This window comes from Raoultibacter timonensis (assembly GCF_022845715.1).
In the GTDB taxonomy this organism is placed as follows: domain Bacteria; phylum Actinomycetota; class Coriobacteriia; order Coriobacteriales; family Eggerthellaceae; genus Raoultibacter; species Raoultibacter timonensis.
The window spans coordinates 3,164,112-3,188,980 of record NZ_AP025564.1; the positions used below are offsets into that span (position 1 = coordinate 3,164,112).

At 61.6% G+C, this 24,869-nt stretch carries 23 protein-coding genes; 13 read left to right on the forward strand and 10 right to left on the reverse strand.

From position 1 onward, the window contains the following. The 3 genes from uvrB to mnmA form a co-directional block, all read right to left on the reverse strand. On the reverse strand, positions 1-2,151 hold the full coding sequence (uvrB, locus tag MWL89_RS12980; protein WP_279611924.1) for an excinuclease ABC subunit UvrB: 2,151 nt from the start codon (positions 2,149-2,151) through the stop codon (positions 1-3). 250 nt (positions 2,152-2,401) lie between these two features. Then, positions 2,402-3,001, reverse strand: a complete 600-nt coding sequence (gene coaE, locus MWL89_RS12985; RefSeq protein ID WP_102379769.1) for a dephospho-CoA kinase — start codon at positions 2,999-3,001, stop codon at positions 2,402-2,404. 136 nt (positions 3,002-3,137) lie between these two features. After that, positions 3,138-4,214: a tRNA 2-thiouridine(34) synthase MnmA gene (mnmA, locus tag MWL89_RS12990; protein WP_244386532.1), complete on the reverse strand. Its 1,077-nt coding sequence runs from the start codon at positions 4,212-4,214 to the stop codon at positions 3,138-3,140. Between the two features lie 553 nt (positions 4,215-4,767). Between mnmA and MWL89_RS12995 the strand changes: the two genes are divergently transcribed. The 6 genes from MWL89_RS12995 (at position 4,768) to MWL89_RS13020 (ending at position 10,794) form a co-directional block, all read left to right on the forward strand. Continuing rightward, the gene (locus MWL89_RS12995) at positions 4,768-5,817 is read left to right on the forward strand and encodes a hypothetical protein (RefSeq protein WP_244386534.1); all 1,050 of its coding nucleotides are present in this window, start codon (positions 4,768-4,770) and stop codon (positions 5,815-5,817) included. A gap of 150 nt (positions 5,818-5,967) precedes the next feature. Beyond that, the gene (locus MWL89_RS13000; RefSeq protein WP_244386536.1) at positions 5,968-6,528 is read left to right on the forward strand and encodes a TetR/AcrR family transcriptional regulator; all 561 of its coding nucleotides are present in this window, start codon (positions 5,968-5,970) and stop codon (positions 6,526-6,528) included. 125 nt (positions 6,529-6,653) lie between these two features. Beyond that, a complete protein-coding gene (locus MWL89_RS13005) occupies positions 6,654-7,283 on the forward strand; it encodes a hypothetical protein (RefSeq protein WP_244386538.1) in 630 nt (209 codons plus the stop codon). 337 nt (positions 7,284-7,620) lie between these two features. Continuing rightward, positions 7,621-8,640 (forward strand): alpha/beta hydrolase, encoded by a 1,020-nt coding sequence (locus MWL89_RS13010; RefSeq protein WP_244386540.1) that lies wholly within the window; start codon positions 7,621-7,623, stop codon positions 8,638-8,640. Beyond that, the gene (locus MWL89_RS13015) at positions 8,613-10,154 is read left to right on the forward strand and encodes a phthiocerol/phthiodiolone dimycocerosyl transferase family protein (protein ID WP_244386541.1); all 1,542 of its coding nucleotides are present in this window, start codon (positions 8,613-8,615) and stop codon (positions 10,152-10,154) included. The genes MWL89_RS13010 and MWL89_RS13015 overlap by 28 nt, the downstream gene beginning before the upstream one ends. Beyond that, positions 10,138-10,794 carry a DUF6320 domain-containing protein gene (locus MWL89_RS13020; RefSeq protein ID WP_244386542.1) on the forward strand — a complete coding sequence of 219 codons (657 nt, stop codon included), beginning with the start codon at positions 10,138-10,140 and terminating at the stop codon, positions 10,792-10,794. The genes MWL89_RS13015 and MWL89_RS13020 overlap by 17 nt, the downstream gene beginning before the upstream one ends. 548 nt (positions 10,795-11,342) lie before the next feature. On the opposite strand, the gene MWL89_RS13025 is transcribed toward MWL89_RS13020, so the two are convergent. Further along, positions 11,343-11,717 carry a VOC family protein gene (locus MWL89_RS13025; RefSeq protein ID WP_244386543.1) on the reverse strand — a complete coding sequence of 125 codons (375 nt, stop codon included), beginning with the start codon at positions 11,715-11,717 and terminating at the stop codon, positions 11,343-11,345. Between the two features lie 387 nt (positions 11,718-12,104). On the opposite strand from MWL89_RS13025, the gene MWL89_RS13030 reads away from it, so the two are divergent. Next, a complete protein-coding gene (locus MWL89_RS13030; protein WP_244386545.1) occupies positions 12,105-12,542 on the forward strand; it encodes a MarR family winged helix-turn-helix transcriptional regulator in 438 nt (145 codons plus the stop codon). A gap of 12 nt (positions 12,543-12,554) precedes the next feature. Beyond that, the gene (locus tag MWL89_RS13035; RefSeq protein WP_244386547.1) at positions 12,555-14,120 is read left to right on the forward strand and encodes an MDR family MFS transporter; all 1,566 of its coding nucleotides are present in this window, start codon (positions 12,555-12,557) and stop codon (positions 14,118-14,120) included. 723 nt (positions 14,121-14,843) lie between these two features. Here the strand turns inward: MWL89_RS13035 and MWL89_RS13040 are convergent. The 5 genes from MWL89_RS13040 to ahpC form a co-directional block, all read right to left on the reverse strand. Further along, positions 14,844-15,155, reverse strand: a complete 312-nt coding sequence (locus tag MWL89_RS13040; protein ID WP_244386549.1) for a hypothetical protein — start codon at positions 15,153-15,155, stop codon at positions 14,844-14,846. A gap of 79 nt (positions 15,156-15,234) precedes the next feature. After that, positions 15,235-16,746, reverse strand: a complete 1,512-nt coding sequence (locus tag MWL89_RS13045; RefSeq protein ID WP_244386551.1) for a hypothetical protein — start codon at positions 16,744-16,746, stop codon at positions 15,235-15,237. Then, positions 16,743-17,894, reverse strand: a complete 1,152-nt coding sequence (locus MWL89_RS13050) for a hypothetical protein (RefSeq protein WP_244386553.1) — start codon at positions 17,892-17,894, stop codon at positions 16,743-16,745. The genes MWL89_RS13045 and MWL89_RS13050 overlap by 4 nt, the downstream gene beginning before the upstream one ends. An 897-nt stretch (positions 17,895-18,791) precedes the next feature. Next, positions 18,792-19,676, reverse strand: a complete 885-nt coding sequence (locus tag MWL89_RS13055; protein WP_244386555.1) for a methionyl aminopeptidase — start codon at positions 19,674-19,676, stop codon at positions 18,792-18,794. 139 nt (positions 19,677-19,815) lie between these two features. After that, complete coding sequence (gene ahpC, locus MWL89_RS13060) at positions 19,816-20,379, reverse strand: alkyl hydroperoxide reductase subunit C (RefSeq protein WP_244386557.1); 564 nt, start codon at positions 20,377-20,379, stop codon at positions 19,816-19,818. Positions 20,380-20,614: 235 nt separating this feature from the next. Between ahpC and MWL89_RS13065 the strand changes: the two genes are divergently transcribed. The 5 genes from MWL89_RS13065 to MWL89_RS13085 all read left to right on the forward strand — a co-directional run bounded on the left by MWL89_RS13065 (position 20,615) and on the right by MWL89_RS13085 (position 23,921). Further along, positions 20,615-21,166 (forward strand): RNA polymerase sigma factor, encoded by a 552-nt coding sequence (locus tag MWL89_RS13065; protein WP_244386559.1) that lies wholly within the window; start codon positions 20,615-20,617, stop codon positions 21,164-21,166. Then, the gene (locus MWL89_RS13070; RefSeq protein ID WP_244386561.1) at positions 21,163-22,701 is read left to right on the forward strand and encodes a hypothetical protein; all 1,539 of its coding nucleotides are present in this window, start codon (positions 21,163-21,165) and stop codon (positions 22,699-22,701) included. Before MWL89_RS13065 ends, MWL89_RS13070 begins: the two co-directional genes overlap by 4 nt. Before the next feature lie 281 nt (positions 22,702-22,982). After that, entirely contained in the window at positions 22,983-23,258 is a 276-nt protein-coding gene (locus MWL89_RS13075; protein WP_102379786.1) for a hypothetical protein, read from the forward strand. A 95-nt stretch (positions 23,259-23,353) separates the two neighbouring features. After that, on the forward strand, positions 23,354-23,647 hold the full coding sequence (locus tag MWL89_RS13080; protein WP_244386563.1) for a type II toxin-antitoxin system RelE/ParE family toxin: 294 nt from the start codon (positions 23,354-23,356) through the stop codon (positions 23,645-23,647). After that, on the forward strand, positions 23,634-23,921 hold the full coding sequence (locus MWL89_RS13085; RefSeq protein WP_102379788.1) for a HigA family addiction module antitoxin: 288 nt from the start codon (positions 23,634-23,636) through the stop codon (positions 23,919-23,921). Before MWL89_RS13080 ends, MWL89_RS13085 begins: the two co-directional genes overlap by 14 nt. Here the strand turns inward: MWL89_RS13085 and MWL89_RS13090 are convergent. Then, complete coding sequence (locus MWL89_RS13090) at positions 23,918-24,865, reverse strand: sensor histidine kinase (protein ID WP_244386565.1); 948 nt, start codon at positions 24,863-24,865, stop codon at positions 23,918-23,920. The two genes, MWL89_RS13085 and MWL89_RS13090, sit on opposite strands and share 4 nt — an antisense overlap. Between the last annotated feature and the right edge of the window lie 4 nt (positions 24,866-24,869).

Consider the following 24,869-nt stretch of genomic DNA (forward strand, 5'->3'; position numbering starts at 1 on the left):
CTACGCCCGCTGGCTCGACCCGTAGGCGGCGTGCTTGCGGTTTCCGAACGCGCTGCCTTTGCGGGCGTCCTTCTTGAGCCGCTTGAGGACGTCGTCCTCGCTCGAGCCCTCGACCTGCGCGCGCAGCTTGACCACCTGGTCGCGCAGGCGGGCGGCCTCCTCGAAGTCCATGCTCTTGGAAGCGGACGCCATGTCGTCCTCCATCGAGGAGATGATGCGCAGCACCTCCTCGCGCGAAAGCGCCGCGAGCTCGAGGTTCACCTGCTCGGCGGTGGTGTTGCCCACCTCGTCCTTCACGTAGCTCATGATGTCGTTGATGGCCTTGCGGATGGTCTGCGGCTCGATGCCGTGCTCCTCGTTGTACTGCATCTGGATCTCGCGGCGGCGGCGCGTCTCGTCGATGGCGAGGCGCATCGAATCGGTGATCTTGTCGGCGTACATGATGACCTGGCCCGAAACGTTACGGGCAGCGCGGCCGATCGTCTGGATGAGCGAACGGTGATTGCGCAGAAACCCTTCCTTGTCGGCATCGAGGATCGCCACGAGCGAAACCTCGGGCAAATCGAGGCCCTCGCGCAGCAGGTTGATGCCCACGAGCACGTCGAACTCGCCGCGACGCAGATCGCGAAGAATCTCGACGCGTTCGAGCGTTGCGATGTCGGAGTGCATGTAGCGGGCCTTCACACCCTGATCGAGGAGGTGATCGGTCAAATCCTCCGCCATCTTCTTCGTGAGCGTGGTGATGAGAACGCGCTCGTCTCGCCCCGCGCGCTCCTTCGCCTCGTCGATGATGTCGTCGATCTGCGAAGCCGACGTGCGTACGATGATCTCGGGATCGAGAAGCCCTGTCGGGCGGATGATTTGCTCGACCTTGTCCTGCGATACCTTCTCCTCGTAATCGCCGGGAGTCGCCGACACGTAGACGAACTGCGGGACGCGCTCCTCGAACTCGTCGAAGCGGAGGGGGCGGTTGTCAAGGCAGCTCGGAAGCCTGAAACCATGCTCGGCGAGCGTGATCTTGCGGCTGCGGTCACCCTCGTGCATGCCGCGGATCTGTGGCACCGTCACATGGCTCTCGTCGATGATGCAGAGGAAGTCCTTCGGGAAGTAGTCGATGAGCGTGTAGGGGGGCTCGCCCGGATCGCGGCCGTCCATATGGCGCGAATAGTTCTCGATGCCCGAGCAGAAACCCATCGTCTCGAGCATCTCGAGATCGTAATTGACGCGCATTTCGAGCCGCTGCGCTTCGAGCAGCTTGCCTTCGGATTTGAACTGGGCCAAGCGGTCGCGCAGTTCCTCGCCAATGGTTTTGATGGCCTTGTCCATCTTCGGGCGCGCCGTCACGTAGTGCGACGCGGGCCACAACGGCAGCGCCTCGAAATCGTTCAACACCTCGCCCGTCACGTTGTCGACCTCGGCGATGCGTTCGATCTCATCGCCCCAAAACTCGATGCGGATGGGATTGTCGGCGTAGGGCGGGAACACGTCGAGGTTATCGCCGCGCACGCGAAACGTACCGCGCTTGAGCTCGTAATCGTTTCGGTCGTACTGGATGTCGATGAGGTCGTGGATGACCGTATCGCGATCCATCTCCTTTTCCTTGTCGACGAACACGGCCATGCCGGCGTAGTCCATCGGGCTGCCGATACCGTAGATGCACGACACCGACGCCACCACGATGCAGTCGCGCCGCGAAAGCAACGCCGAGGTTGCCGCATGGCGCAGCTTCTCGACCTCTTCGTTGATCGAAGCGTCCTTCTCGATGAACGTGTCGCTCGAAGGCACGTAGGCTTCAGGCTGGTAGTAGTCGTAGTAGCTGACGAAGTACACGACCGAATTGTCGGGGAAGAATTCCTTGAGCTCGGAAGCGAGCTGAGCCGCGAGCGTCTTGTTCGGTGCCATGACGAGCGTTGGCTTCTGCGTGGCCTCGATGACCTTCGCCATGGTGAAGGTCTTACCCGAGCCCGTCACACCCAGAAGCGTCTGGTAGCGCATGCCGTTTTCGACGTTTTCAGCAAGCCGCTCGATCGCCTGAGGCTGATCGCCCGCCGGCTCGAACGGCGACACCGCGCGAAACGGCGTCGAGGCAAGGCGAACCTCCTGCGGCTTGCCCGCCATCTCCATACCATCTATATTCGAAAGGTGAGCCATCGCTCCTCCGATCCCATGTCAAACGTTCGATTCGACAAGCGCCGCGCGAAGCCGCCGTGCGCGAAGCTTCGCGCACGCGCGCGGTCGATCAGGCGCATGTACGCATAAGAGTATTAGCGTACCACATGCTACGCGAAGTGAACAGATGTTCGTGAAGATTGTACCGAACTGTTAGCTTTTCGGAACCAACGGCAACGCGGAACCGGCGGCCCCATCCGGCCGACCGACCTGAAAAGCCAGCGGTTTCGTCCTAGGCGTTTCCCGCCTTGAAGGCGTCCCACCACTCGACAACCTGGCGCTTGAGATCCTCGGGAGTGGAATCGTTATGGAACACCACGTCGGCCACCTCGATGCGCTCGGCGTCGGTGATCTGCCGCGCGATACGGCGCTTGACGTCTTCCTCATCCCACCCCGCCGCTACGGCGCGCTCGATACGCATGTCGAGCGGAGCGAGCACCGCGATGATGCAATCGGCATCGGCAGCAAGCGAAATGCTCCTGTTCTTGAATGCGGAGTATTCGACAACGACCGCTTCGCTTTCCTTCGCAAGATCGTCGATGCGGTCGGCGAAAGTCTCTTCGATACGGGGCATCGTGATGCTGTTGAGCAGGCTCGTCTGAATCTCGTTGACAAACGCCTTTGCGGCGAGCGCGGGGCGGTCGACCTCGCCTTCGGCGTTGAGGATATCCTCGCCGAACGCCTCGACCAGATCGGCCTTCACGTAATCGCGCGTCAGAACCTCATGCCCCACTTCGTCGAGGTCGATGAACGGCAATCCCTCCTCGACGAGCGCTTTGGTCGCCATCGACTTCCCGGCGCCCATACCGCCGATAATGAAGATCTTTTTCATGTCCTGCGACCTCCTCGCGCTTGCCCGTGCATTCCTTCGCGCATCATATCACAGCGATCCGCACAGCAAAAGACAGGGCGACAAGACGTTGCCCTCGCGCCTTGCGAAGCCGGAGCCGGGCATCGCCCAGCCCGCCTTACGAGCCGTCGCCCACCGCCTCGATCATCCCGCCGCCGAGCACCGTTTCGCCCAGGTAGAAAACCGCATGCTGGCCGGGCGCCGTCGTCGGCTGGGGGCTCACCAGGCGAACGTCGACCGAGCCCCCGTCGCACGGCGTTACCGTGCACGCGGCTTTGATGCTGCGGTAGCGAAGCTTCACCATGCAATCAAGCGGAGCGTCGAGCGATTCGATCGCCTGCCAGTTCGGACGAGCGACGCGAACGGTACCGATAAGCGTTTCGCGCTTGAAGCCGACCACGAGCTCGTTTCGATCGAAGCGCTTGCCGATCACGTAGTACGGTTCGGGCGCCGCAATGCCGATCCCCTTGCGCTGACCGATGGTATAGCGGAAAAGCCCGTTATGGCGGCCGAGCGCTTGCCCCCGCGCATCGACGATGACACCCGGCGCATCCGCAACTCCCCGCTCTTCGAGAAACGATAGGTGATCGCCGTCGATGAAGCAGATATCCTGGCTCTCGGGCTTATCGGCAACCGGGAGTCCGAGGTCGGCCGCAAGCATGCGCACGTCCGTTTTCGTCGCTGCACCCAGGGGAAGCACGAGGCGCGCCAGCTGCGCCTGCGTCAGCTGCGAGAGCATGTAGCTTTGATCTTTCGACGCGTCGAGCGCCGCCTTCACCGCAAACCGCCCGCTTTCCTCGAATTGGGCGATGCGGGCATAATGGCCGGTCGCAGCTTTTTCGCACCCGTACCTATCGGCCGCCGCAAACAATTGGGGCATCTTGCAGAGCGCGTTGCACGAAACGCAGGGGCTCGGCGTGAGCCCCTGGGCATAGTCGCGCACGAATGGCTGCACGACCGATCGCTCGAACGCGCCTTCGCACTCCCATACCTCGTGCTCGATGCCCAAAAGGGCGCAGACCGCCGCTGCGTCCTCGGCCGCCGCCTGCGACTTCTCGTCGGAAGCGAACAGGCACGTAACGCCGACGACCGCATAGCCCGCACGCATGAGCACGGCGGCCGACACGGCGCTGTCAACACCGCCGCTCATTCCGAGGGCTACGCGCGTTGTTCCTGTTTGTGCCTTGCCGTCCATACAGCGCCTTTCGTATCGCACGCAGGAAATCCCCACGCCGAAAGTTTTTCGGGAGCCACGGGTTCCCGAAACGGTTCCAAGATTTCTAGCAGTATACCAATCCCGCAATTCGCCCCCAAGCAAACGGGGATGCCGACAACGCTTTTGCACGGAATGCCCGCTAAAAAGGACAAAAAAAACGCCGTTGTGAAGCCTTCGCCCCCGGCTTCAGCGAAGGCCGTTCCGCCCGCTTTCGGAACCGCCAGATCAGAACTTTACGCGCTCTCGAACGCCTCCGAGGAAGCCCTCAGGTGCCCAAAAATGCACACCCGGGGCTAACGAAAACGCTTCACGACGGCATTTTTTGTATCGTCAGCTCACCCTGCCGATCATCGATGGAAACGCGGTGCCGTGCGCATTTCGAACCAAGAGCGCACAATGCGATAGCTCACCCTATCGAGTCCTCCTGCATTCTTTTTTATAGTCTATTGTTTCTTAAGTAACATAAGTCTATAATATCGGCAATGCACGGACGCCGAACCGACCGACCACCCGACCGATCACGGGAGGAACCATGAAAGCCGTATCTTCGCTCGCCAACGCCTGCCTGTCACGTTCGACCAAGTTAAGCTCAATCAAACCCCTGCGCTTTTCCCACGAGCGGGGTTCGTACTTCGACTACGCCGAGGCAGCCAACCTGGGAATGTACATCCACGTTCCTTTCGCGAACACCCCCCTGAACGATCGCGCATGCGACGATGGCGCGCATAGTCGCGCTCAGCGGGAGAGCGACGAACGCAAACTTCTCGACGAAATCCTCCGAGCGATCGATGCGGCAGGATCCGCTTCCTGGAGAACCGCCTTCAGCGTATCGGACGGACGCCTCCGCAAAGCCGAATCAGGCTCCCGGAAAACCATCACCACGCTGTTCATCAAGGGCAATACCGCAGCGCTCGACGAACAGGAGGTCGATGCCCTCATGCAGTCGGTTCGCGAGCGATTCGACATTACGAACGGCACGGGTTTCGAACTCGCATCGGCCGATGTAACTGCCGATCGGCTTCGTACGCTCAAAGAGTCCGGGGTCGCGCATATCGCCATCAACCTGAGCGCTGCCGAGCCGTGCGCAACCGATGCCCCCGTCTCGCCGAACGCCGTCTGCACCGAGACCCTTACCGCATTGAAAGAAGTGGCCTTCGAAACCGTTTCGCTCAACTTCGCGTTCGCCCAACCGGGTCAAGACGCCCACCAGCTCCAGTGCACCATCGACACCGCGCTCGCGAGCGGAGCGAATCATATCGCCATCAGGCCGTACAATAGCCGTGAAGCCAAGCGGATGAAGTCGAGGGGCGTCGCGGACGCGCAACCGATCGTCGAGTTCGGTTGCGCGGCTACCATGCTCATGACGGGACGGTTCGAAGTCAACGCCTACTCGATCACCGAGTACGGCACGCGGCTCGACTCGGGAGCTGCGCCCGCAGCGCTCGTCCTCAAGCTGGTCGAACGCGAGCGCATGCTCAGGTATCTGCTCTGGGCGGCTCACGCCGAAGCGCGGACGATGCTCGCGCAGGCGCGGTTGCTGCGGAGCATCGGGCGCCCCCACGCGAGGACCGGGCGGCGTTGACGGATTCCCATTCGATAAAACCACGATTCCGGCAATGCCAAGCGCCTTGCCCGCCCGTGCAGCGGAAGCGATTATAATGAACAGGGCAGGCGATCGCCCAATGCGCAAAGCAGCAGCCTTCCGACCACCGTAAAACGACGAGGAGCCCTGATGTACATCGAACCGAAAGACTCGCGGCAGCGCTACACCAAGCAATGCCTCTTCGATTCGTTCTCGCGGGCCCTTGAGTGCAAACCTGTATCCGAGATCACCGTAAGCGAAATCTGCGACGATGCGGGCATCTCGCGCAAAACCTTCTACAAGTACTACTCCGACCAATTCGCCCTGCTGCTTGCCATGCAAGACGACCTGTTCGCAGGATTCGAACGCTATGTCGAGCAGCTTCCCGCCAATGTGTTCGACATGGCGCCGGCCCTCATCGCATTCGCTTCCGATCATCGCGTGCTCATCCGCGCCGCATTCCAGAACCGCGGCGAAGGGAACTTCATCGATCGCGTGATCTCGTTTCTCTACGAGGCGTACCACGCCGATTGGGAAAGAGCGAACCCTCACATGGCCGAGCAGGACGTCGAGTTCTTGTTCCATTATGTGGCCTCGGGCCTCGTCGGCATCATCCGCCTCTGGCTCTTCGACGAACCCGAACTCAGCATTGACGAAGTGGTCGAAAAGGCGCACTACCTCATGAGACTGACCACTCCGAAAAGCGCGTAGCGCGACCGTCCGAGCCGCCGCGAGCCGCCTATCCGAAACGAGCGCAAAGCCGCACGCGAAGCACCAGGAGCAAAAGCTCGAGAGACCCGAGCTTGAAGTACCGAGAACCGAGAGATTGGAAACCCATGGAAACCACGAGCTTTACCGATGCGAAGACGGTGGCCCTCAAGGTCCTGCTCGCGCCCGAACTCGCCGGCAAGGTGTTTCTCGAAGGAGGCCTGGTACCTTGGGTCATCTCGGGCAACGCTTCGGGCCGTTGTCATGACGACGTCGACTTCTCGGTGCGCGACGAAGACATGCCGACGGTTCGCACGTGGTTGCAAACACGGGGGTTCTACGACGCCGCGCTCGATTCGCGGGAGATCACATGCAATTCCAAAAGGGAGGATTACGGCGTGCATGCGCTCACCGACGGCGTCATGGTCAGCTTCGCCCCCTTCAGGATCGAGAACGGCAAGCTCACCCAGAGAAACGCGCTCCACCGCTCGTTCGCCGGATACGATGCGCTGCTCGTCGCCGCGATCGAGAGCCTCGCCGAGGCCGACTTCGTCGAAATGCGCGAACTCGAAGACGGTACGCGCATCGGCGTGGCAACCATCGAATCGGTACGCGCCGCCAAGGCGGCAACCGACCGCGAAAAGGACAAGGCCGACCTCGCCGAAATCGACCGCATCGGCTACGATGCCGAAAGGCTCGCACGCGTCGAAGCCTCTTTTGCCACCATGACGGTCGACTGCCCCGCGCACAGCGAATAACAGCAGCGCGACGGAGGCGAACCGCGCGAAAACCGGCAATGGCGGCCGAACCCGCCTGCCGTCCGCCTGAGAAGAGCCGCCCGCAGGCCGTTTGCGGCGAAGCGCCCGCGGTCGGCTCCGCACGGGCGATCGCCTCTCGGTTACAGGTTGCCGAACGGACCCGATCACCCGGCAGCGCCCTTCGCCGGCGCATCACGGATGGAAAACGCGTACGGCTCGTAGCACGGAGGACGGCCCCTCTGTGCTACGATAGACCCATCAGCGGCGCGAGCGTGCGCCGCGCGGCAAGCCGGCACGGGATCGGTGCCGCCGCTCTTTGCGAAAGGACGGCATCGACATGCCCATCAACAAGGCGATCCTCGCCGCCTTCAAAGCGGCTTCGCGGATCAAACCCGATATCAGGAAATCCTACGAGGCACAGCGCGTCGCCGAGGAAGTGAGCGCCAGGCTCATGATTCCCGATCCGCGTTGCCGCATCGACGAAGCCAAGGCGACCATGCCCGACGGCTTCGAGCTGCCCCTGCGCGTGTTCACGCCGCTCGATATCGATTTCTCCCTCGCTTCGGGGCTCAAGGTCACCGAGGATTCCCGCGGCACGATCCTGTTCTTCCACGGGGGCGGATGGGTCAACGGCAGCGTGGACTTCTATACCGATGCCTGCACCACGATGGCGATCAAGCTCGAACGGCGCGTGGTATCGGTCGACTATCGGCGCGCGCCCGAGCACCGCTTCCCCCAGGCGCCCGAAGACTGCTACGAGGTGGCGCGCCAGCTGCATGCGGGCACGCTGCTATCCGACGTGGACACGGGAAACATCGTGCTGTTCGGCGATAGCGCGGGCGGCAACCTCGCCGCCGTGGTGTCGCTCATGGCCCGCGATCGCGGCGAGTTTCTGCCGCGCACCCAGATGCTTTTGTATCCCGCAACGTACAACGACCACAATCCGACGACCTCGCTGTTCGATTCGGTGCGCGAGAACGGGGAGGACTACCTGCTCACCGCGCGCGACATCATGGGATACATGGAGTTGTACGCCTCCTCGTCGGAAGACCTCCACAAGCCGTACTTCGCTCCGCTAATCGCACCAAGCCTTGCCGAGCAGCCTCGCACCCTCGTGATCACCGCCGAGTACTGCCCCTTGCGCGACGAGGGCGAAGTGTTCGCGCAGCGTCTGGCAGATGACGGCGGCTGCGTAGCGTGCTATCGTGTGCTCGACGCCGTGCACGGGTACCTTCTGTACCCCTCGGTGTTCAACATCGTTAAGGACACGTATCGCATCATCAAGCACTTCCTTGATGGGGACGAGCTGGAACAGGGGGACGAACCGGCGTGGCTCGGGCTACTTGGTACAGACTAGACAACGTCGGCAAATTCTATTCGTCGCAGGCGGGCAGCTCCGCCCAAACGGTGTTCCGCTATTCGGCCTCCCTCGTAGACGAGGTGGATCCCGAAGTACTGCAGCATGCGCTCGAGAAAACGGTCGACATCTTCCCCGGCTTCAACGTGAGCTTGCGCAGCGGCATGTTCTGGCACTACCTCGAGCAGGCGACCAAGCCGCCCGTCGTACAGCGCGAGAACCTGCCGATCTGCTTCGGCTTGCACGTCGACGCGAAGAGCATCCTGTTCCGCGTGAGCTACTATCGAAACCGCATCAACCTCGAAGTCTCGCACATCGTATCGGACGGGCGCGGAACCCTGAGCTTTTTCAAGGCGCTGCTCTACGCCTACCTGCAAGAACGCTACGGCATCGAGGGCATCCCGCTGGAATACGACGGCTCCGACCACCAGAAGTCTGAAAACAGCTTCGACAAGTACTACGAGCGCGACAAGGCCGCCGCAACGCATGCGCCCAAGGTATACCGCATCACCGGCTGGCGCGACGAGGCCGATCCCACGTTCATGGAGTACCACGTGCCCGCCGCGCAGGTTCTCGAACTGGCACGCTCGTTCGGCGTCAGCGTGACATCGCTCGTCATCGCCGCCGTCATGTGCGCCATACGCACCGAGATGCCGCGGCGCGATCGAAACCGCGCGATCCGCCTCGACGTGCCGGTCGACCTTCGCCAGCACTTCAAATCCACCACCACGAAGAACTTCTTCGGATTGGCGTTCGTATCCTATGTGCCGGGCGACGAGGACGAACCCGTCGAAGAGGTGGCGAGGCAGGTGCACGCCCAACTCAAGGTGGTCACCAACGCCGAACACCTCAAATCCCGCATGAACCGCATGATCGCGCTCGAGAAGAACCCCGTCCTGCGCCTGGCGCCGCTGTTCGTAAAGGACCTCATCCTCGAGTTCGCCACCTACCTTGCCGCCCGCGACACCACCACGACCGTCTCGAACCTCGGGCAGATCGCCATCGACGAGCGGCTCGCCCCGTACATTCGCAACATCAACGTGCTCACCTCGACTACGGGAATCAACTTCCTCCTCAGCTCCTTCGGCAACGATCTGAGCATCGGCATCTCTTCGGTGTACTCCAATCCCGACATCATCAAGAACTTCTGCCGGTACTTCTCGAGCCAGGGCATCGAAGGCTCCATCAACATCAACAAGACGAGCGAAGAGGTTGCCGAAGACCGGCTGGAAGCCAAGTTCGAAACCTCCGTCAAACGCTTGGGCGGCCAGGTGCCCGCAAGCGAAGAAGACGAGCCGCAGCCCAAGAAGGCCAAGGCGCCGAGGAAACCCCGACGATCCGAGAAGCCCGAGCGGGCCGCAAAGCCCGAAAAGCCGACGACGCAGGAGCAGGCCGCAAAACCCGCAAAGCCCGAACGGGCCGTAAAGACCGAACGAACGGCAAAACCCGCGAAGCCCAGAAAGCAGAAGGTAGCCCGGGAGGAAAGGAGCGCCGACGATGATGAAGTGCAATAAATGCGGCGTGAGCTTTACCGGCGACCTCGACCGATGCCCCCTCTGCCAGGCCGAACTCACGGGTGAAGCCGATCCGTCGCCGTTCCCTCGCAACGGGGTGCGCAAATCGGGAGCCATCGCGCTTCGGGTACTCGCGTTCGCCACCGGCGTGTGCCTGCTCGTCATGCTGTTCTTGGGGCAGCTCATACCGCTTCCGTGGGACATCGTACTGACGGTGTGCGTGGCGCTCGCCGTGAACTACCTGTTCGTGCGCAACATCCTCACGCACTCGCCCGACTTTCTGCGCGTGGTGGTGCGCTACTTCCTCGTGCTGCTCGGCATCGCCGCCGTATGGTTCGTCGTGTCGCAGAACCTCATCATAACCACGTTCGTCATTCCGAGCATATGTCTGGTCGCCCTCGTATTCGACACCGTGCTCATCGCGGTGTTCAAAGGCACGTTCGTGTCGGGGTACGCCAAATACCTGCTGTTCGACGTGCTGCTCGGGTTGACGCCGCTCGTGCTCGTAGCGCTGAACCTCACCACATGGAACGTGCTCGCCTACGCGAGCGCACTGACTGCGAGCGTGTTCCTCCTCGCACTGCTCGTGTTCACGCGCAAGCAGCTGCTCGCCGAGATGCGCAAGCTGTTTTCGGCGTAACGCGAAAGGCTCGCAGCCTGAAAGCTGCGCGGAGGATGCGAGGGCGCAACCGTGCAGCGGCCGTATCGAAAGCCGCCTGTAGCATGGACCGGATCCCGTATGAGCATTGACGACGATACGATGTTTCGGACATGCTAGCGCACGGTGCCGACGCATGGTATCAACGCACGTCGACCGCGACCTCGCGCAGGGTCGGCTCCGGTCTCGCGCGCGTCTGCCCCGGTCTCGCGCTGAAAGAACGGTTGCTGCTTGAGAATTGCGATACTGAACGATCCGACGCCCCTATAAGTGCGATATCGTTGGGCACCTGTACGAGACCCGCAGGTCAGCTATTTCCCTTCTTACCTTCACGGGTTCAGTATCGTGCATGTGCAACAACCACCGAGCGGATTGGGCCGAACCGAAATGCCCCGGCTTGGCGGTGCGCTCCGCAACCCGCCCGACGATCGGCGTACAATCCGCCCGGTGGCCCATCCCGACCGTTCGCTCCGCTCCGGCCGAGTGAACGGTTTGCCCAACGGCCTTTTGCGCGGTCGCGAAAGGCTGCTCTACTCGGCAAAGTCGTGGATGACGGCTTCGATGTTGTTGCCCTCGAAATCGTACACGAACGCCGCATAGTAGCCGGGATGGTAATCGCGCGGACCGGGGGCGCCGTGATCGGTTCCACCCGCCGCAAGCGCCGCCTCGTAAAACGCCTTGACGCCTTCGGCATCCTTCGCAGTGAACGCGATATGGGTAGGCAGGGGCGCCTCGTCGTCCTTGAGGGCCATCACCCATACGTCACCCGGCTCGCCCTCGACGTGAAGCTGCAAGCCGCCGGGATACTCGATGCCTTTGACGTAGCCGAGCGGTGCAAGCGCGGCTTCGTAAAACGCTGCGGCCTTATCGAAGTCCTTCACCTTGACGCTCATATGATCGATCATCGCATCGTCCTTTCTCGTTGGCGGTCGACGGCATCAGTGTAGCACGATAATGCGCCATCGAACAGGCGGTACGCAAGCTGCGCAAGCAGGCGATCGGCCCCGTGCGGTCGCGCGTTTGCCGTCTGCGGCCACGAGCGCTTCGCGGGCTTCCGCTCGAGCGCACCTCCTGTCGCGGGCAACGAAATCGCCGCTGCGCACAACGGGAATGCGCCGTGGCACGTTCAGCATAGGGCGAGGGCGCATTCGTCGAATGCGGCTTATGGAGAAACAGAGTACCGCCCCGCAACCCTTGCGTCCCGCACCGTCTCACGCTAAATTAGTCCGATATCAGACTAATTGCGAGCGTGTGCGCTCGCTTGCAGGGACTTCGTGCGAAGGGACAAGGCAATGGACAGGTTCGGGCAGCACATCGACAACATGTACGAGGACTTCTTCCACATGGATTACCTGTACGGCGAGTTCGCCAAGCGCTACGGCGAGTCGTACTACTCGATGTCGGTTCTCTTCGTTTTAGGGGAGAACCCCGAAGGCATCAGCCAGAAGCGCCTGTGCGCCGAACTGTTTTTGCCCAAGCAGACGATCAGCTCTATCGTCGGCACCTTCGAGAGGCGGGGGCTGGCAACCCATCGCACCGACGGGGCCGATAAACGAAGCAAGCTTCACGTACTGACCGCCGAGGGCAAACGCCGCTGCGACGAGATAATGGGCGACCTGCGCCGCATCGAACTTCGCTGCGCGCATGAGATCGGCGAAGACGATATGATCCGCGCGCATGAGATCAGCAAGCGGTTTCTCGACCTGTTCCAGCAAGCAATGCAATCGTAAGGAAAGACACCTATGGAATCTCCCCGAAACGACAAGACCCCGCACGCCATCGAGCTGCCCCAGAAATCGGTCATCGCCGTATTCGCCGGGCTGCTTGTAGCCATGATCGTCGGATCGCTCGATCAGACCGTCGTCGCCACCGCCCTGCCCACCATCGTCGGCGAGCTCGGCGGGGTGAACCACATGCTGTGGGTAACCACCGCCTACGTGCTCGCGGCCACTGTCACCATGCCGCTGTACGGGAAGATGGGCGACCTCATCGGCCGCAAAGGGCTGTTCATCGGAGCGCTCGTCCTGTTTGTCGCTGGTTCGGTCGTCTGCGGCCTCACGGGCTCCATGGAAGGGCTCGTGGCGGGCCGCGCCGTGCAGGGACTCGGGGGCGGCGGTCTCATGATCCTCTCCCAAGCCATCGTCGCCGACGTAATACCGCCACGCGACCGCGCCCTGTACCTCAGCATCATGGGCATCGCCTACGCCGTGCCCATGCTCGTCGGACCGCTTTTGGGCGGCCTGTTCACCGACACCATCGGCTGGCGCTGGGCGTTCTGGATCAACATCCCGCTCGCAGCCGTCGCCATCGTCACCGCCGTCATCTGCCTGCCCAAGCCGAAGCGCACCGTGGAAAAAGCCTCGTTCGATCTCTGGGGCACCATGACGCTCGCCATCGCCATAACGTGCGTCACGCTCGCCACCTCGTGGGGCGGCACCGAACACGCTTGGAATTCTCCGGTCATCGTCGGGCTTTTCGCAGCTGCCGCCGCGTTCGGCGTCCTGTTCGTTTTGGCCGAACGTCGGGCGAAAGAGCCCATCATGTCGCTTGAGCTCTTCAAGAACCGCAACTTCAACATCGCCACCATCGCCGGGTTCATTGCAACGTTCGCCATGATGGGCGCCGTCACCTACCTGCCCACGTACTTCCAGATCGTCGACGGCATGAGCGCCACCGCGGCCGGCTACATGGAAATGCCCATGAGCATCGCCTACTTCATCGCCTCGCTCATCTCGGGCTACGCCGTGAGCAAACGCGGCACCTACAAGAAGCTCATGGTAGCGAGCTTCGTGATCATGGTCGTCGGCATCGCCTGCCTCACGACGATTACCGCCGAGCTTCACTTCGCTTTCATCGGGGTGTTCCTTGCGGTGCTCGGCTTCGGCATCGGGTTGAACTTCGAGATCCTCGTACTCGTCGTGCAAAACGAGTTCTCGGCATCGGTCGTCGGCATGGCCACCGCCGCGACAAACTTCTTCCGTGAGGTCGGCACGACGCTCGGCACTTCCATCGTCGGGGCCATCTTCACGAGCGGCCTCACCCGAACGCTGGCCGAAAACCTCTCGTCGGTCGGGGGCGCAGGGGTGCTCGGAGTCGACGCGAACTCGCTCACACCGGGCATCGTGCACGGTCTGCCCGAAGCCGTGCAGCAGGCGCTCGGCACCGCATACAACGATGCGCTCGTACCCGTGTTCTTCTTCATGCTGCCCCTCGGTATCGCAGGGCTCGCGCTCATGCTCTTCTTGAGAGAAACGCCGCTCGCCACCACCGTGGAGGATTCGGGGCACATGGGAGACGGGGCGAAATAGCTTCGAATTGCGCATTAAGCCGTATTAAACGACGGTACTAGTGCTAGGCTGCGCCGTCCAAAACGTTCGCACCCGGCAAGATCGCGTAGGCGCAACCATCCAAAGCTCCCTCTTCGGCAAGCTTGCAGATGCACACGGGCGCAATGCCCCGTTCCGTCAACGATCGTTCTGTCGTATCCGCTGTAGACAACAGCGCTTTGGCTGCAGCAGGCCTACGAACGGGCAACGCCTGCGAGCGGCTGCGCACCTCTTCTACGCGTCCAAGCGAAGCAGCCTCTCAATCGTCTTGGTCACACTCGGTTTCGCCCCGAAAAGCCGCTCGGCAAGATCGGTCCTGCATTGTGAGGCCCGCTGTGTCTCGAGAAAACAGCGCGACAGAGATAGCGGGAGTCCGTGCATTTCGCGGCCCATGCAATGCACGAAGTACGCCCGACCCTGAACCATGAAGTCTCAGAAAACCGATCGTGCAAAAGCTTCGTCATCTTGCTTTCCGAATAGACACGAACATCCCCGCTGCCTCCGTAGGGCAAACATGCGTTATTGATCGCGCAAACTGAATCGCCGAGCCAGCAATCCCCCGCACGCCACAACCGATTCCCGGCCGCCTCGTTTCTCGCATCAGCGCGATCCTGGAAGCGTGGCATGCGAAGACCCTCTTCGCGCCCTTCGCCTTTCAGCGAGGCGAAGGGCGGGTCGGGCTTCCGCGCGTCCCCGTGCGTCGCGCTATTTCGCCTTATGGTCCCGGTAATCGTCTCCCCAGCGGTCTTGCGCGCACTCTTCGCAGATCGTGCCGGCGCCCTCGTACAGCTCCCCTCCGTCTTCCCGGTAGGGGTTGTAGTTCGGGTTCGAGGAATAGCTTTGGTAGTAGGCCTGGCCAGAGAACGTTTCCCCGCAATCGTTGCATGTTTTAGAAGAGCAGCCCGGCATGGCGATGAGGCCTGCCAACAGCGCGGTCGCGACCGCGACCGCGACTGCCCGGGATGCGGCGCCCGCCGCCCGCCATCCTGTCGGCCGGCTTTCGCTGCTAACGTCCATATCGTTCCTCCTATCGTTGATTTGAATACGTTCGCCTTGGACGAGACGCACGCCTCGCCACGAGATCACGCGGGGCGCGTCAGTCGACCGGCACGCCGTTCTCGTCACGCACGCGGTCGAACTCGGCGAATGCGCCGTCGCCCAAGCGCTGCCCGCTCGGATAGCCCGCCTCCTGCCCCCAGACGTACCACGCGGGAGCCTCGCCGCCGATGTAGGCGTAGAGGGCGCGGGCGGTATCGTCCCACTCCCATCTGCCCGAAACGCCGTCGAAGGTGCCGGATCCGTCGGCATGCAGCTCGAGCACCGGCTGCGACCCGTCGTACATGCTTCCGCTCCTAGCCTGATAGCTTCCCGCCACGTACACGGCCGCCAGATCGTAGTAGCTTTCCCTCAAGCGGTCGCTTTCGTATTGCGCCGCCTCCTCCATGCCCTCCTCGGAAGGCGACGCCTCGGTCAGGCCCAGGTCGTACTGGTACACCGTCAGGGAGGGGGACCACGCGATGGGGGCCCAGCCGGAGACGCACTTGCTCGCGACGACGCGCCCGCGCTCGTCGCGAGCGTACGTCCTCACCTCGTCGCCGGTGTTCGACCGCTCGATTTTGCGCGTCATCCTTCCGTCGGCGCCGAACGTCCGCTCGATGCGGTGCGCTTGGCGGACGTCGGCGAGGGTCTGCTCGAAGGTCATGTACGTTTCGAACCCGTTCTCGTCGTAGGAGTACGCGCGCTCGCTGTACGACTCCTCGCCGCCATCGACGGGAAACACCTGGATGGTTTTCAGCGACGGGGTGCCGTCTTCGTTGTAGACGAACTCTTCATGCTGCTTCATCTCGCCTTCCGCAGTGTAAACATCGGCAGATACCATACGCCCCCCGTCGTAATCGATGGGGTTGCCCTCCCAAGGATGCTCTTCGTCGAAGTACGCCACGAAAGCTCCTTTCAAATCGCCGTTCGCATAATACTGGTCAACCGTAAGAGCGCAGAATTCCTCATTGTAGGTATACGTTTCGACGGCAGCGCCGCTCGCCTCCCCCTTTTCGACCGTCGTCGCCTCCGCCCTTGCCAGCCTCCCGTTTTCGTAAGCGTAGTCGAGAGACGCGACGTCCCCGTCTCCCGACTGGACCCGTGCGGAAAGCAGCCTGCCGTCCGCGTCGTACTCGTAGGAGGAGACCGTATTGGCAAGGACCGTCTCGCCGAACGTCGCCGTCTTCACGAGGCGTCCGGACTCGTCGTAGAGGTAGTTCGTCCACTCCTGCATGTGAAGCGCCTCCTGGGCCGCCGCTCCCACTCCCGCATCAACCCCCAGCTGCATAACGCGCGAGGGGCGATCTTCGGCGGGCAGCGCCTGGCCGGCGTTGCCCACGATGTAGGATATCTGCTCTTCCGCGCCGGCGGGACCGTCGGACGCGTCCAGCTGAGAGGGCGCGAAAACCGCGCCTTGCCCTCCCGCCTCGCTCCGGCCGGAGCCCGCCTCGCCCGAGCACCCCGCCAGACATCCGCACAGCAAGAACGCGGCGACGGCCAAGGCGAGCAACGGCCCGGGTTTCGGCAGCGGTTCGGTTCCGAGAGAGGGCGAACCGACCCCTGCGCTCATCGCGCCTCCCCCATCTCTTGGTTGCGCGAGGAGGCGCCTTCTATGAGCTCCTCGTCCATGGCGTCGGTCTCGCGGAAGTCTTCGGGCAGCACGAGATCATCCACGCAAGCCGGCTGAAGCGATGGGTTCGCGGCATCGATCAGGTAGCTGCGCTCGCCGTCGCCCTTGCCGGCCGTCGCAAGCCAGTAGGTGCCCTGCAGGTGAACGATCTTGCTGCATGTCGCGCCGCCGTAGAGGGCGTCGGGTGCGAAAAGCCACGTTCCGTCCGACGACATGAGCCCGCACGAGCCGCCTTCGTACGCTTCGCTGTATTTCCCCTCGATGCTGACGGGGAAGGCACCGTAGTGCGCCGCCTGCGCGCCGCCGCCCAGCACGGGCTCGCCGATCCATGCGCCCGCCTCGATATCGTAGAGGCCCGTCAGCACGCGCTCCCCTTTGGCGGTGTTCGACCGCGCGTTGAGGATGGCCGCCGGCCCGTCCCCCGCCATATCGACGATCTGGGCGTCGTCGAAATCCTCGGCTTCCAGGATGTCGACGACGTCGAACGCGTCGACGGGGTTCGCCTCGGGCGCGCGGGCCTCGTAGGAGCACACGTTGTACAGACCGCCCACGACATAGCGGGAGTTCAGCAGATCCGAGCTGCGCACGTAGCTGTCGGACCCGTAGAAGTTCGCGTACACCTCCCCGTCCGCATCGAGCAGAATCGTATGGTCTTGGGCCAGAGACGTGCCCAGACTCGTCCGAAGGAGCCCGTCCTCGTACGCGCCCGCGATGCCGAAGCTGGGGAAGTTGACGAGCTCCATGGAGTCGGGAAAGCTCGTATAGGGCAAAGAGGCCGCCGACTCGACGTCCATGTACCCGGCGTCGAGCCCCGTCCAGGCGACGACGCTTCCCTGGGCGTCGATCACCAGCGAGAAATGGTACTCGTTGCCGCGCGCGCCGTACCGGCAGTCCAGCACCGCACGATCTTCCTGAAAGTACGCGCCCGGAGTGCACCGCAGGGCGGCTCCTTCGTCGTTTTCGGCCGGCAGCCCAATGGACGCCGCCGCATCGTCCACCTCGATTTCGAGGTTGCCCGACGCGTCCATGAACCCGTAGTCGAAGTTCCCGTCGGTGCCGACCCCCCCATCGGTCGTTCGAGGCTTCAAGCCAGCGCACCATGACCAAACCCTCGGAATAGGGCCCTACGACCTGGTATCCGTCGGGCAGCTCGACGACCTCCCCCGACGTGGAGGCCAGCTGGGTCATGGTGTTTCCGCGCGTATGTTGCGCGTAGTAGGTGTCGACCGAGGCAGCGGCTTGGGGCTCATCGGTTTGGGGCGGCCCGCTCTGAGCCGGGACGGATGCACCGTCGTCCGCTGGGGCGTTCCCCCCACTTGAAGGAGAAGCGGTGTCAGCGCATCCCGCAAGAGCCAACGCCGCCAAGCATACCGAAAAAGCCAGCAGAGCGGCTCTTAAAACAGAACCCCCCCCGGCGCATTTTGCACCGTGCCGCCGGCGCCGAAGCGCCCGCGCCGCCTGCTTCAATCAACATCATCTTCCAACCTTTCCGTTTCGCATTTTCCGATTCCGCAAATCAACCCGCCGCTAAGCGTTCGAAAGCGATTGGCGAATCTCAGCTCACTTGATGATACATGAAAGCTTATCGGTATACATACAAAAAGTTCCTCAGAGCCCGGTTTGCGGACTCTTTCAGGCGGCAAACCTCACTGGATGCAAAACAGATTTCCCGGCGCTCGCACGGTACGAATCGTTCAACACCTGTGGCAAATCTGCTCGATGCAAAGGAAGGAGCCGAGATTGCCGCCATGCGCCGAACGGAGACACACAGCTAACCGTTTTGCGAATTGGACCAAGGACACTCCCTCGGAAAGCAGGGCGAAGAAACTACTGGGGATATGAAAGCGCCGGAGGTAGGTGCAATACGAATCGTCGGACGCTTCGCTGACCACACTGTACGTTTACTTCACTTTATGCCAATCGCCTTTTCCACGAAACGTATTCGTTTTCGAGGCGGCACGTATAGCCTCAATGCAGCCGCAGCCCTACCAGGACAAAAGCTCGTAGCCGTCCTCGGTCACCGCAAGCTGGATTTCCCACTGGGCAGTCGGGCTGCCGTCTTCGGTGCGCACGGTCCAGCCGTTAGGATCGCTCATGTCGATCTCCTGCGCCCCCAGGTTGATCATCGGCTCGATGGTGAACACGAGGCCCGGAACGAGCACCATGCCGGTATTCGCCTGCGCGACAAAGCTCACGAACGGATCCTCGTGGAACTCAAGGCCGATGCCGTGGCCGCCGAACTCGCGCACGACCGAATAACCGTGCTCCTTCGCGAAATCGTTCACCGCCTGGCCCACATCGCCGATGAGGCCCCAGGGCTTTACCTGCTCGAGCGCCTTGTCGAGGGACTCCTTCGTCACGCGCACGAGCTCCCGCTTCTCGGGAGACACCTCGCCGATGCAGAACATGCGCGAGGAGTCCGAGAAATAGCCGTCCAGTATCGTCGAGCAGTCGACGTTGACGATATCGCCCTCGACGAGCACCTCGTCGTCGGAGGGGATGCCGTGGCACACCACCTCGTTCACCGAAGTGCATACGCTTTTCGGATAGCCCTCGTAACCGAGCGGAGCCGGCACGGCGCCGTGCTCGACCGTGTAATCGTATACCCAACGGTCGATCTCGCCGGTGGTCGTGTTAGGCCCGATGCGCTCGGCTACGTAGTCGAGCACGCCGATGTTCACAGCCGCGCTTTTCTTGATGCCCTCGATGTCTGCGGGTGTTTTGAGCAAACCGCGAGCCGGAACCTCGAACCCCTGTTCGTAGAGCTGCTGGAGCCGCTCATCGGTCTCCAGGTGGCACTTCTTGTATTTCCTGCCGCTGCCGCACCAGCATTCGTCGTTGCGACCGGGTTGTCCTTCGCCGTCGTACATGCGCAATCCTTTTCTCTCGCGGCTATTGTACCGCGGCCCGGGCGAACCCGGGCCGCGAACCGCCTATTCGGTTGATCGTCCGATGTCGAAACCTGCCACAGCGCCGAGTATCATTGCGGCAATCAGGCTTACGACGTGTCTACAGCTTGCCGACCAGATCGATGCCCGGATGGAGCACTTCGGCGCCCGGCATCCAGCGGGCCGGGCACACGGCATCGCCGTGCTCGGCAACGAACTGGCTCGCCTGCACACGACGCAGCAGCTCGGCGGCGTTGCGCCCGATGTTGCCCGCGTTCACCTCGTAGCACACGATTTTGCCCTCGGGGTTCACGATGAAGCTGCCGCGCTCGGCCACGCCTTCTCCCTCGATGTACACGTCGAAGATGTCGCAGAGCCGATGCGTCGGGTCGGCGAGCATCGGGAACGGGAGTTTCGCGATGCTCTCGGAGGTGTCGTGCCACGCCTTGTGGACGAAGTGAGTGTCGGTCGAAACCGAGTATATCTCGCATCCGGCCTCCTGAAACTTATCGTAGATGGCGGCGAGATCCTCAAGCTCGGTCGGACACACGAACGTGAAGTCGGCGGGATAGAAGAAGAACACCGACCACCCGCCCAGCACGTCGTCCTTCGTGACGGTGACGAAATCGTCTTTATGGAAGGCCTGGACGGAAAAATCGTCGATCTCCTGGTTGATCATGGACATGGGTTGCTCCTGTCTCTTGTGGTTGGTGCCATAGTAGCTCCTTCGATGTTATCTGTGTCGAACTTTCACATAATTGTTACTTTGGAAGTGATTATTATGCCGACCGATCGCACGATCTACCCTATCCGGCGAGTGTTTTTCGCTTTCGCTGCGAATACGTATAGGTAAGCTTACAGAACGGTGAACGACGAAGGATGCGGCGGCCGCATCGCAGGCCTTCGACCGAGGAGGACGATTGGGCAACCATGAGCTTATCGAGAAGCTGCGCCGGCGCGATCAGCGGGCGTACGAGGCGATCATCGACGAGTACGCCCGGCTGCTCTGGGTAGTGGCGGGACGCTATCTGCCGAAATCCGCAGGATTCTTTGCCGAGGATGTCGAAGAATGCGTGAGCGATGCGTTCTTCCAGCTGTGGCAGTACCCTGAACGATTCGATGCGGGCAAAGGCAGCCTGAAAACGTATCTTTGCACGCTGGCGAGAAACCGAGCCGTCAGCGCATTCCGCAAGCAAACCCGAAACTCGACCGTTTCGCTCGAAGACTGCTATGAGCAGCTCGCCGCCGCCCAGCCCGAAGACCCCATCGACTACCAGGCCCTCTACGAAGCGATCGCATGCCTGCCCGAACCGACGCGCGAAATCCTCATACGACGATACTTCTACGAGCAGAAGCCTGCAGCCATCGCCGAAGCGATGGGCAGAGCGAAAAAGGACGTGGAGAACCGACTGTACCGGGCGAAGCGAACCCTATCCGTCTCCTTGTCCGACGATCGGGAGGATCAACGATGACCGAAAACCAAAACCCCCTTGAAAACCTGCCCGACGACGCGCTGCATGACATCGCGTCGTACGAGCACCCCTTCGACGACGATCGCACCGAACGCATCAAAGCACGATTCGCCCAGAAGATCGCTGCGGCATCGGCCGAACAACATGGGGCAACAGTTCCCCGCTGTGTCGACGAGAAAAAGCAGGCCCCCGAAGTACCCCATCGCAGAACCGGGCGCTTCGTCGCGCTCTTCGCGGCCGCAGCGCTTATCGTGCTTGCGGGATTTGCCTACGCCGACCGCATCCAGGAACTGTTCGTGTCGTATTTCGGGGGAGGTGCAGAAATTGCCACACAAGCCCAGACCATCGGCGCAAGCACGACCGACCAGGGAATCAAGCTCGACGTAGCGGCGGCTATCAACGACGGCGAAACCACCTACCTCGTCGTCGATCTGCAGGATACGACCGGCGATCGCCTGTCCGATAAGCTGCACTTCGGAAAGATGAGCCTCGATGGAGACGATTCGCATGGCTATGGCGAGGAGACGCTGAGCTACGATCCCGAAACGAAAACCGCCACGCTCATGATGCAGGGTTCCGGGCTGGCATCGGGGGAAACGGCCACTTTATCGATTTCGAACATCTACGCCAATCGGGCAGAGCATAGCATGGTCGCCGAAGACCTCGACCTTGCGGGGCTGCTCGGACAAGGCGGAACGTTCGAAGACATCGATTGGATGAGCGAGGGCGGACTGAGCGGCGGGTCGAGCACGGATTTCGTCGCAGAAGGGCACCGCATCGAAGACGTCGATCGGGTCCTCGTGCGCGACGAGATGCACGTTGCCATCCCTGGCCTCGATACCGGCTACCTATCCAACATCTGCTACCAAGACGGTCTTCTGCACGTTCAAATGAACCCCACAGATGAGGTGAGCGGCGGCCCCGAGGCGATGCAATCGTTCAACCTCATCGACACGCGCACGGGCGAAAAGATCGACATCTATTACGAGGTGGGATACGGAACATACGAGCACCCGAAAGACGGCATGGTCTACCTTGCCTGCGATTACCGGGAAGCGGTCTTCCGCATCGATGAAGCCGATCTGCCGTACTATCGGCTGCACGTATACGGGTTCTCCTATGACACCCTGATCGAAGGAAACTGGGAAGTGGCGTTCACCGTGCCCGAGCGGATCGACGTGCTTGAGATCGAGACAAGCGTAGCTCTGCCCGACAGGGGAAAGAACTTCATCGTCGACGCCGTGAGCGTCTCGCCGCTCGGCGTGAAGCTGTCTTTCACGTATGAAGCGTTAGCCGATGAAAACGCTGTCGATGCCGCCGTACAGCAAAACGCCGTCGATGCCGACGTGCGACTCGTGTACCGCGACGGAACGGAGAGGGATCTGAGCGAGGCACCGAGAAACGGCTCTTCGATCGATCTGACCGCGCAGGAAGGAGCTATCTTCATCATCACCCCTATCGAGGATTTCGACGATCTGGTAGCTGTAACCATCGACGGGACAGTGGTCGATCTGCACGCTCGAGACTCATCGTAGGGGAAACTGCGTTACCGCCTCGAACCGTATCGCGGTTCGAGGTTGACAAGCCGCAGCGCATTCGCGAGTACAGCCTGTGGGCCGCCGAACGATCGGCGGCCCACGTCGCGCCGGGATCGCGATCGATTCCGCAAACCGTACGATTCGCATCCGATTTCTGCAAGGTTTGCGTCGCGACCGCGTGCGATTTCTGCAAGAACCCCGCGAAATCTGTCGGACGAACAGTCAAAACGACCGCTCTATACTCAGAATATACCGCCACCGCGACAAAGGAGCAGATCATGAGCCTCTACTGGCCCGAAGCGAACGTAGCCATCGACATCATCGACGATCCGGGAAGACGGCCGTTCGATATTGCGTCCCACCCCGATGCCACCGTAATCGAGGTAACCTGCGAACAGCTTGCCGATTTCGATGCGAACGAGGAAATCGCCCATGAGCTCATGAGGCATCTGGGAGTCGAACCCCCTGAAGACAGCGAAGACTACCGCACGAGAAGGCGGAAGCTCCACCAGATGCTCTTCGACACGCTTCCTCCCAACTACTCGACCCGATAGCCCAAGGCGATCGGCAAGCCACGCTGGTACAGCAGCGCTTGCCTTTATATCTGTTTTGCAGTAGCATTCTGTTTTGCAGAAGTATGGGAGCCGCCATGCAATTCAAAGATCGAGACATCGAATCTTTTTGGATCGATTGCTCAGGAACCGCATCCCGACGCGTGCCACCAGAGCTCCGGAAGCCGCTGATGAGAAAGCTCCAGATGCTCGACGCCGCTGAAGCATCGGGGTGTTTGGGCGATTTGCGCATCCCGCCCAGCAATCGACTCGAGAAACTCAGCGGAAACCGCGAGGGACGCTACAGTATACGGATGAATAGTCGGTGGCGCCTCTGCTTTTCTTGGACCAAACACGGTATCGAGGAGGTTGAATTCGTTGACTACCATTAAAACGCTCCTTTCTCACCCAGGTGAAATCCTTAAGGAGGAGTTTCTCGACCCGCTCGGCATTTCGCAGTACCGTCTCGCCAAGGCGATCGGCAAGCCGCAATCCGCCATCTCGGACATCATCCACGGCAGGCGGTCCATCACGCCCGAAATGGCGTATCTTATCGGAAAGGCGCTTGGCACAACGCCGGATTTCTGGCTGAGCCTTCAGATGACCTATCAGGTAAAGACGCTCGAGCAGTGCGACTTCCCCGCCGTCGAAACCCTGGTCGATTAGTTCGCCGAGCACCCGCCGGCCCGCAGCACCACTTCGAACTTCAACCACTGAGTACCGCCGCGCACCTCGGTCTGCGCCGTCAGGGTACCTCCCATGCGCTCGACAAGGTGCCGCGCAATCGTCAGACCCAAACCCGAACTCTCCTGCGTACGGGATCCATCGACCGTGTAGAACGGCTCGAACAGGCGAACGACTTCGCTCTCGTCGAGCGTGCGGGTATCGTTGGCGAATACGAGCGAAACGCCGCTTTCGTCCACGTTCTCCGAAACCGTTACCTCGAACGCCGTCTTCGCGTACCTGCCGGCGTTGGTGAGCAGATTCGCCAGCACGCGCTCGACAGCAGCCTCGTTTGCCAACGCGAACACCGCATGCGAAGGAATCCCCACGTCCACCTCGAGTCCGGCCTCGGAGAGGAGCCGGTACTGCCCGGCAACCGACTCCCGCACGAGCCGACCGACTTCAACCTCGCCCACATCGAGACGGTAATCTTCGCCCCTCACGCAAGAGAGGTCGTAGAACTGGGCGATCAGCCGTTGAAGCGAATCGGCCTTGCGGCGCACGGTTGCAAGGGAATCGCGCGTCTCCCCATCGAGGCCGCCCTCGTCCACAAGCGCCAAGTATCCGAGGATCGAGGTGAGCGGGGTTCGCAGGTCGTGGCTAATACGTTCAACCTGCGACTTCAATTCGGCTTCCTGCCGTGCGTAGCGCACAGCTTCGCCTCGGATATGGGCCAGCGCTTGGTTGACGGTTCCGAGAAACGCCTCCAGATCACGATCGGGAGCAGCCAATTTGACTATGCGGTTCTCCCCTAAATCCTCCGTAATTTCACGCAGTTCGCGATCGGCGTTTCGCAGCGAGCGTTTCAACAGGAAGTACCGCAGGCAGAAGTACCCCGCAGCCACGAGAGCCAGTACGAGCACAACGATCAAGGGCGCTTCAGCCATACGC

Coding starts and splice junctions, on each gene's coding strand:
- uvrB (WP_279611924.1), bottom strand. CDS start 2,151: ATGGCTCACCTTTCGAATATAGATGGTATGGAGATGGCGGGCAAGCCG.
- coaE (WP_102379769.1), bottom strand. CDS start 3,001: ATGAAAAAGATCTTCATTATCGGCGGTATGGGCGCCGGGAAGTCGATG.
- mnmA (WP_244386532.1), bottom strand. CDS start 4,214: ATGGACGGCAAGGCACAAACAGGAACAACGCGCGTAGCCCTCGGAATG.
- MWL89_RS12995 (WP_244386534.1), top strand. CDS start 4,768: ATGAAAGCCGTATCTTCGCTCGCCAACGCCTGCCTGTCACGTTCGACC.
- MWL89_RS13000 (WP_244386536.1), top strand. CDS start 5,968: ATGTACATCGAACCGAAAGACTCGCGGCAGCGCTACACCAAGCAATGC.
- MWL89_RS13005 (WP_244386538.1), top strand. CDS start 6,654: ATGGAAACCACGAGCTTTACCGATGCGAAGACGGTGGCCCTCAAGGTC.
- MWL89_RS13010 (WP_244386540.1), top strand. CDS start 7,621: ATGCCCATCAACAAGGCGATCCTCGCCGCCTTCAAAGCGGCTTCGCGG.
- MWL89_RS13020 (WP_244386542.1), top strand. CDS start 10,138: ATGATGAAGTGCAATAAATGCGGCGTGAGCTTTACCGGCGACCTCGAC.
- MWL89_RS13025 (WP_244386543.1), bottom strand. CDS start 11,717: ATGATCGATCATATGAGCGTCAAGGTGAAGGACTTCGATAAGGCCGCA.
- MWL89_RS13030 (WP_244386545.1), top strand. CDS start 12,105: ATGGACAGGTTCGGGCAGCACATCGACAACATGTACGAGGACTTCTTC.
- MWL89_RS13035 (WP_244386547.1), top strand. CDS start 12,555: ATGGAATCTCCCCGAAACGACAAGACCCCGCACGCCATCGAGCTGCCC.
- MWL89_RS13040 (WP_244386549.1), bottom strand. CDS start 15,155: ATGGACGTTAGCAGCGAAAGCCGGCCGACAGGATGGCGGGCGGCGGGC.
- MWL89_RS13045 (WP_244386551.1), bottom strand. CDS start 16,746: ATGAGCGCAGGGGTCGGTTCGCCCTCTCTCGGAACCGAACCGCTGCCG.
- MWL89_RS13055 (WP_244386555.1), bottom strand. CDS start 19,676: ATGTACGACGGCGAAGGACAACCCGGTCGCAACGACGAATGCTGGTGC.
- ahpC (WP_244386557.1), bottom strand. CDS start 20,379: ATGTCCATGATCAACCAGGAGATCGACGATTTTTCCGTCCAGGCCTTC.
- MWL89_RS13070 (WP_244386561.1), top strand. CDS start 21,163: ATGACCGAAAACCAAAACCCCCTTGAAAACCTGCCCGACGACGCGCTG.
- MWL89_RS13075 (WP_102379786.1), top strand. CDS start 22,983: ATGAGCCTCTACTGGCCCGAAGCGAACGTAGCCATCGACATCATCGAC.
- MWL89_RS13080 (WP_244386563.1), top strand. CDS start 23,354: ATGCAATTCAAAGATCGAGACATCGAATCTTTTTGGATCGATTGCTCA.
- MWL89_RS13090 (WP_244386565.1), bottom strand. CDS start 24,865: ATGGCTGAAGCGCCCTTGATCGTTGTGCTCGTACTGGCTCTCGTGGCT.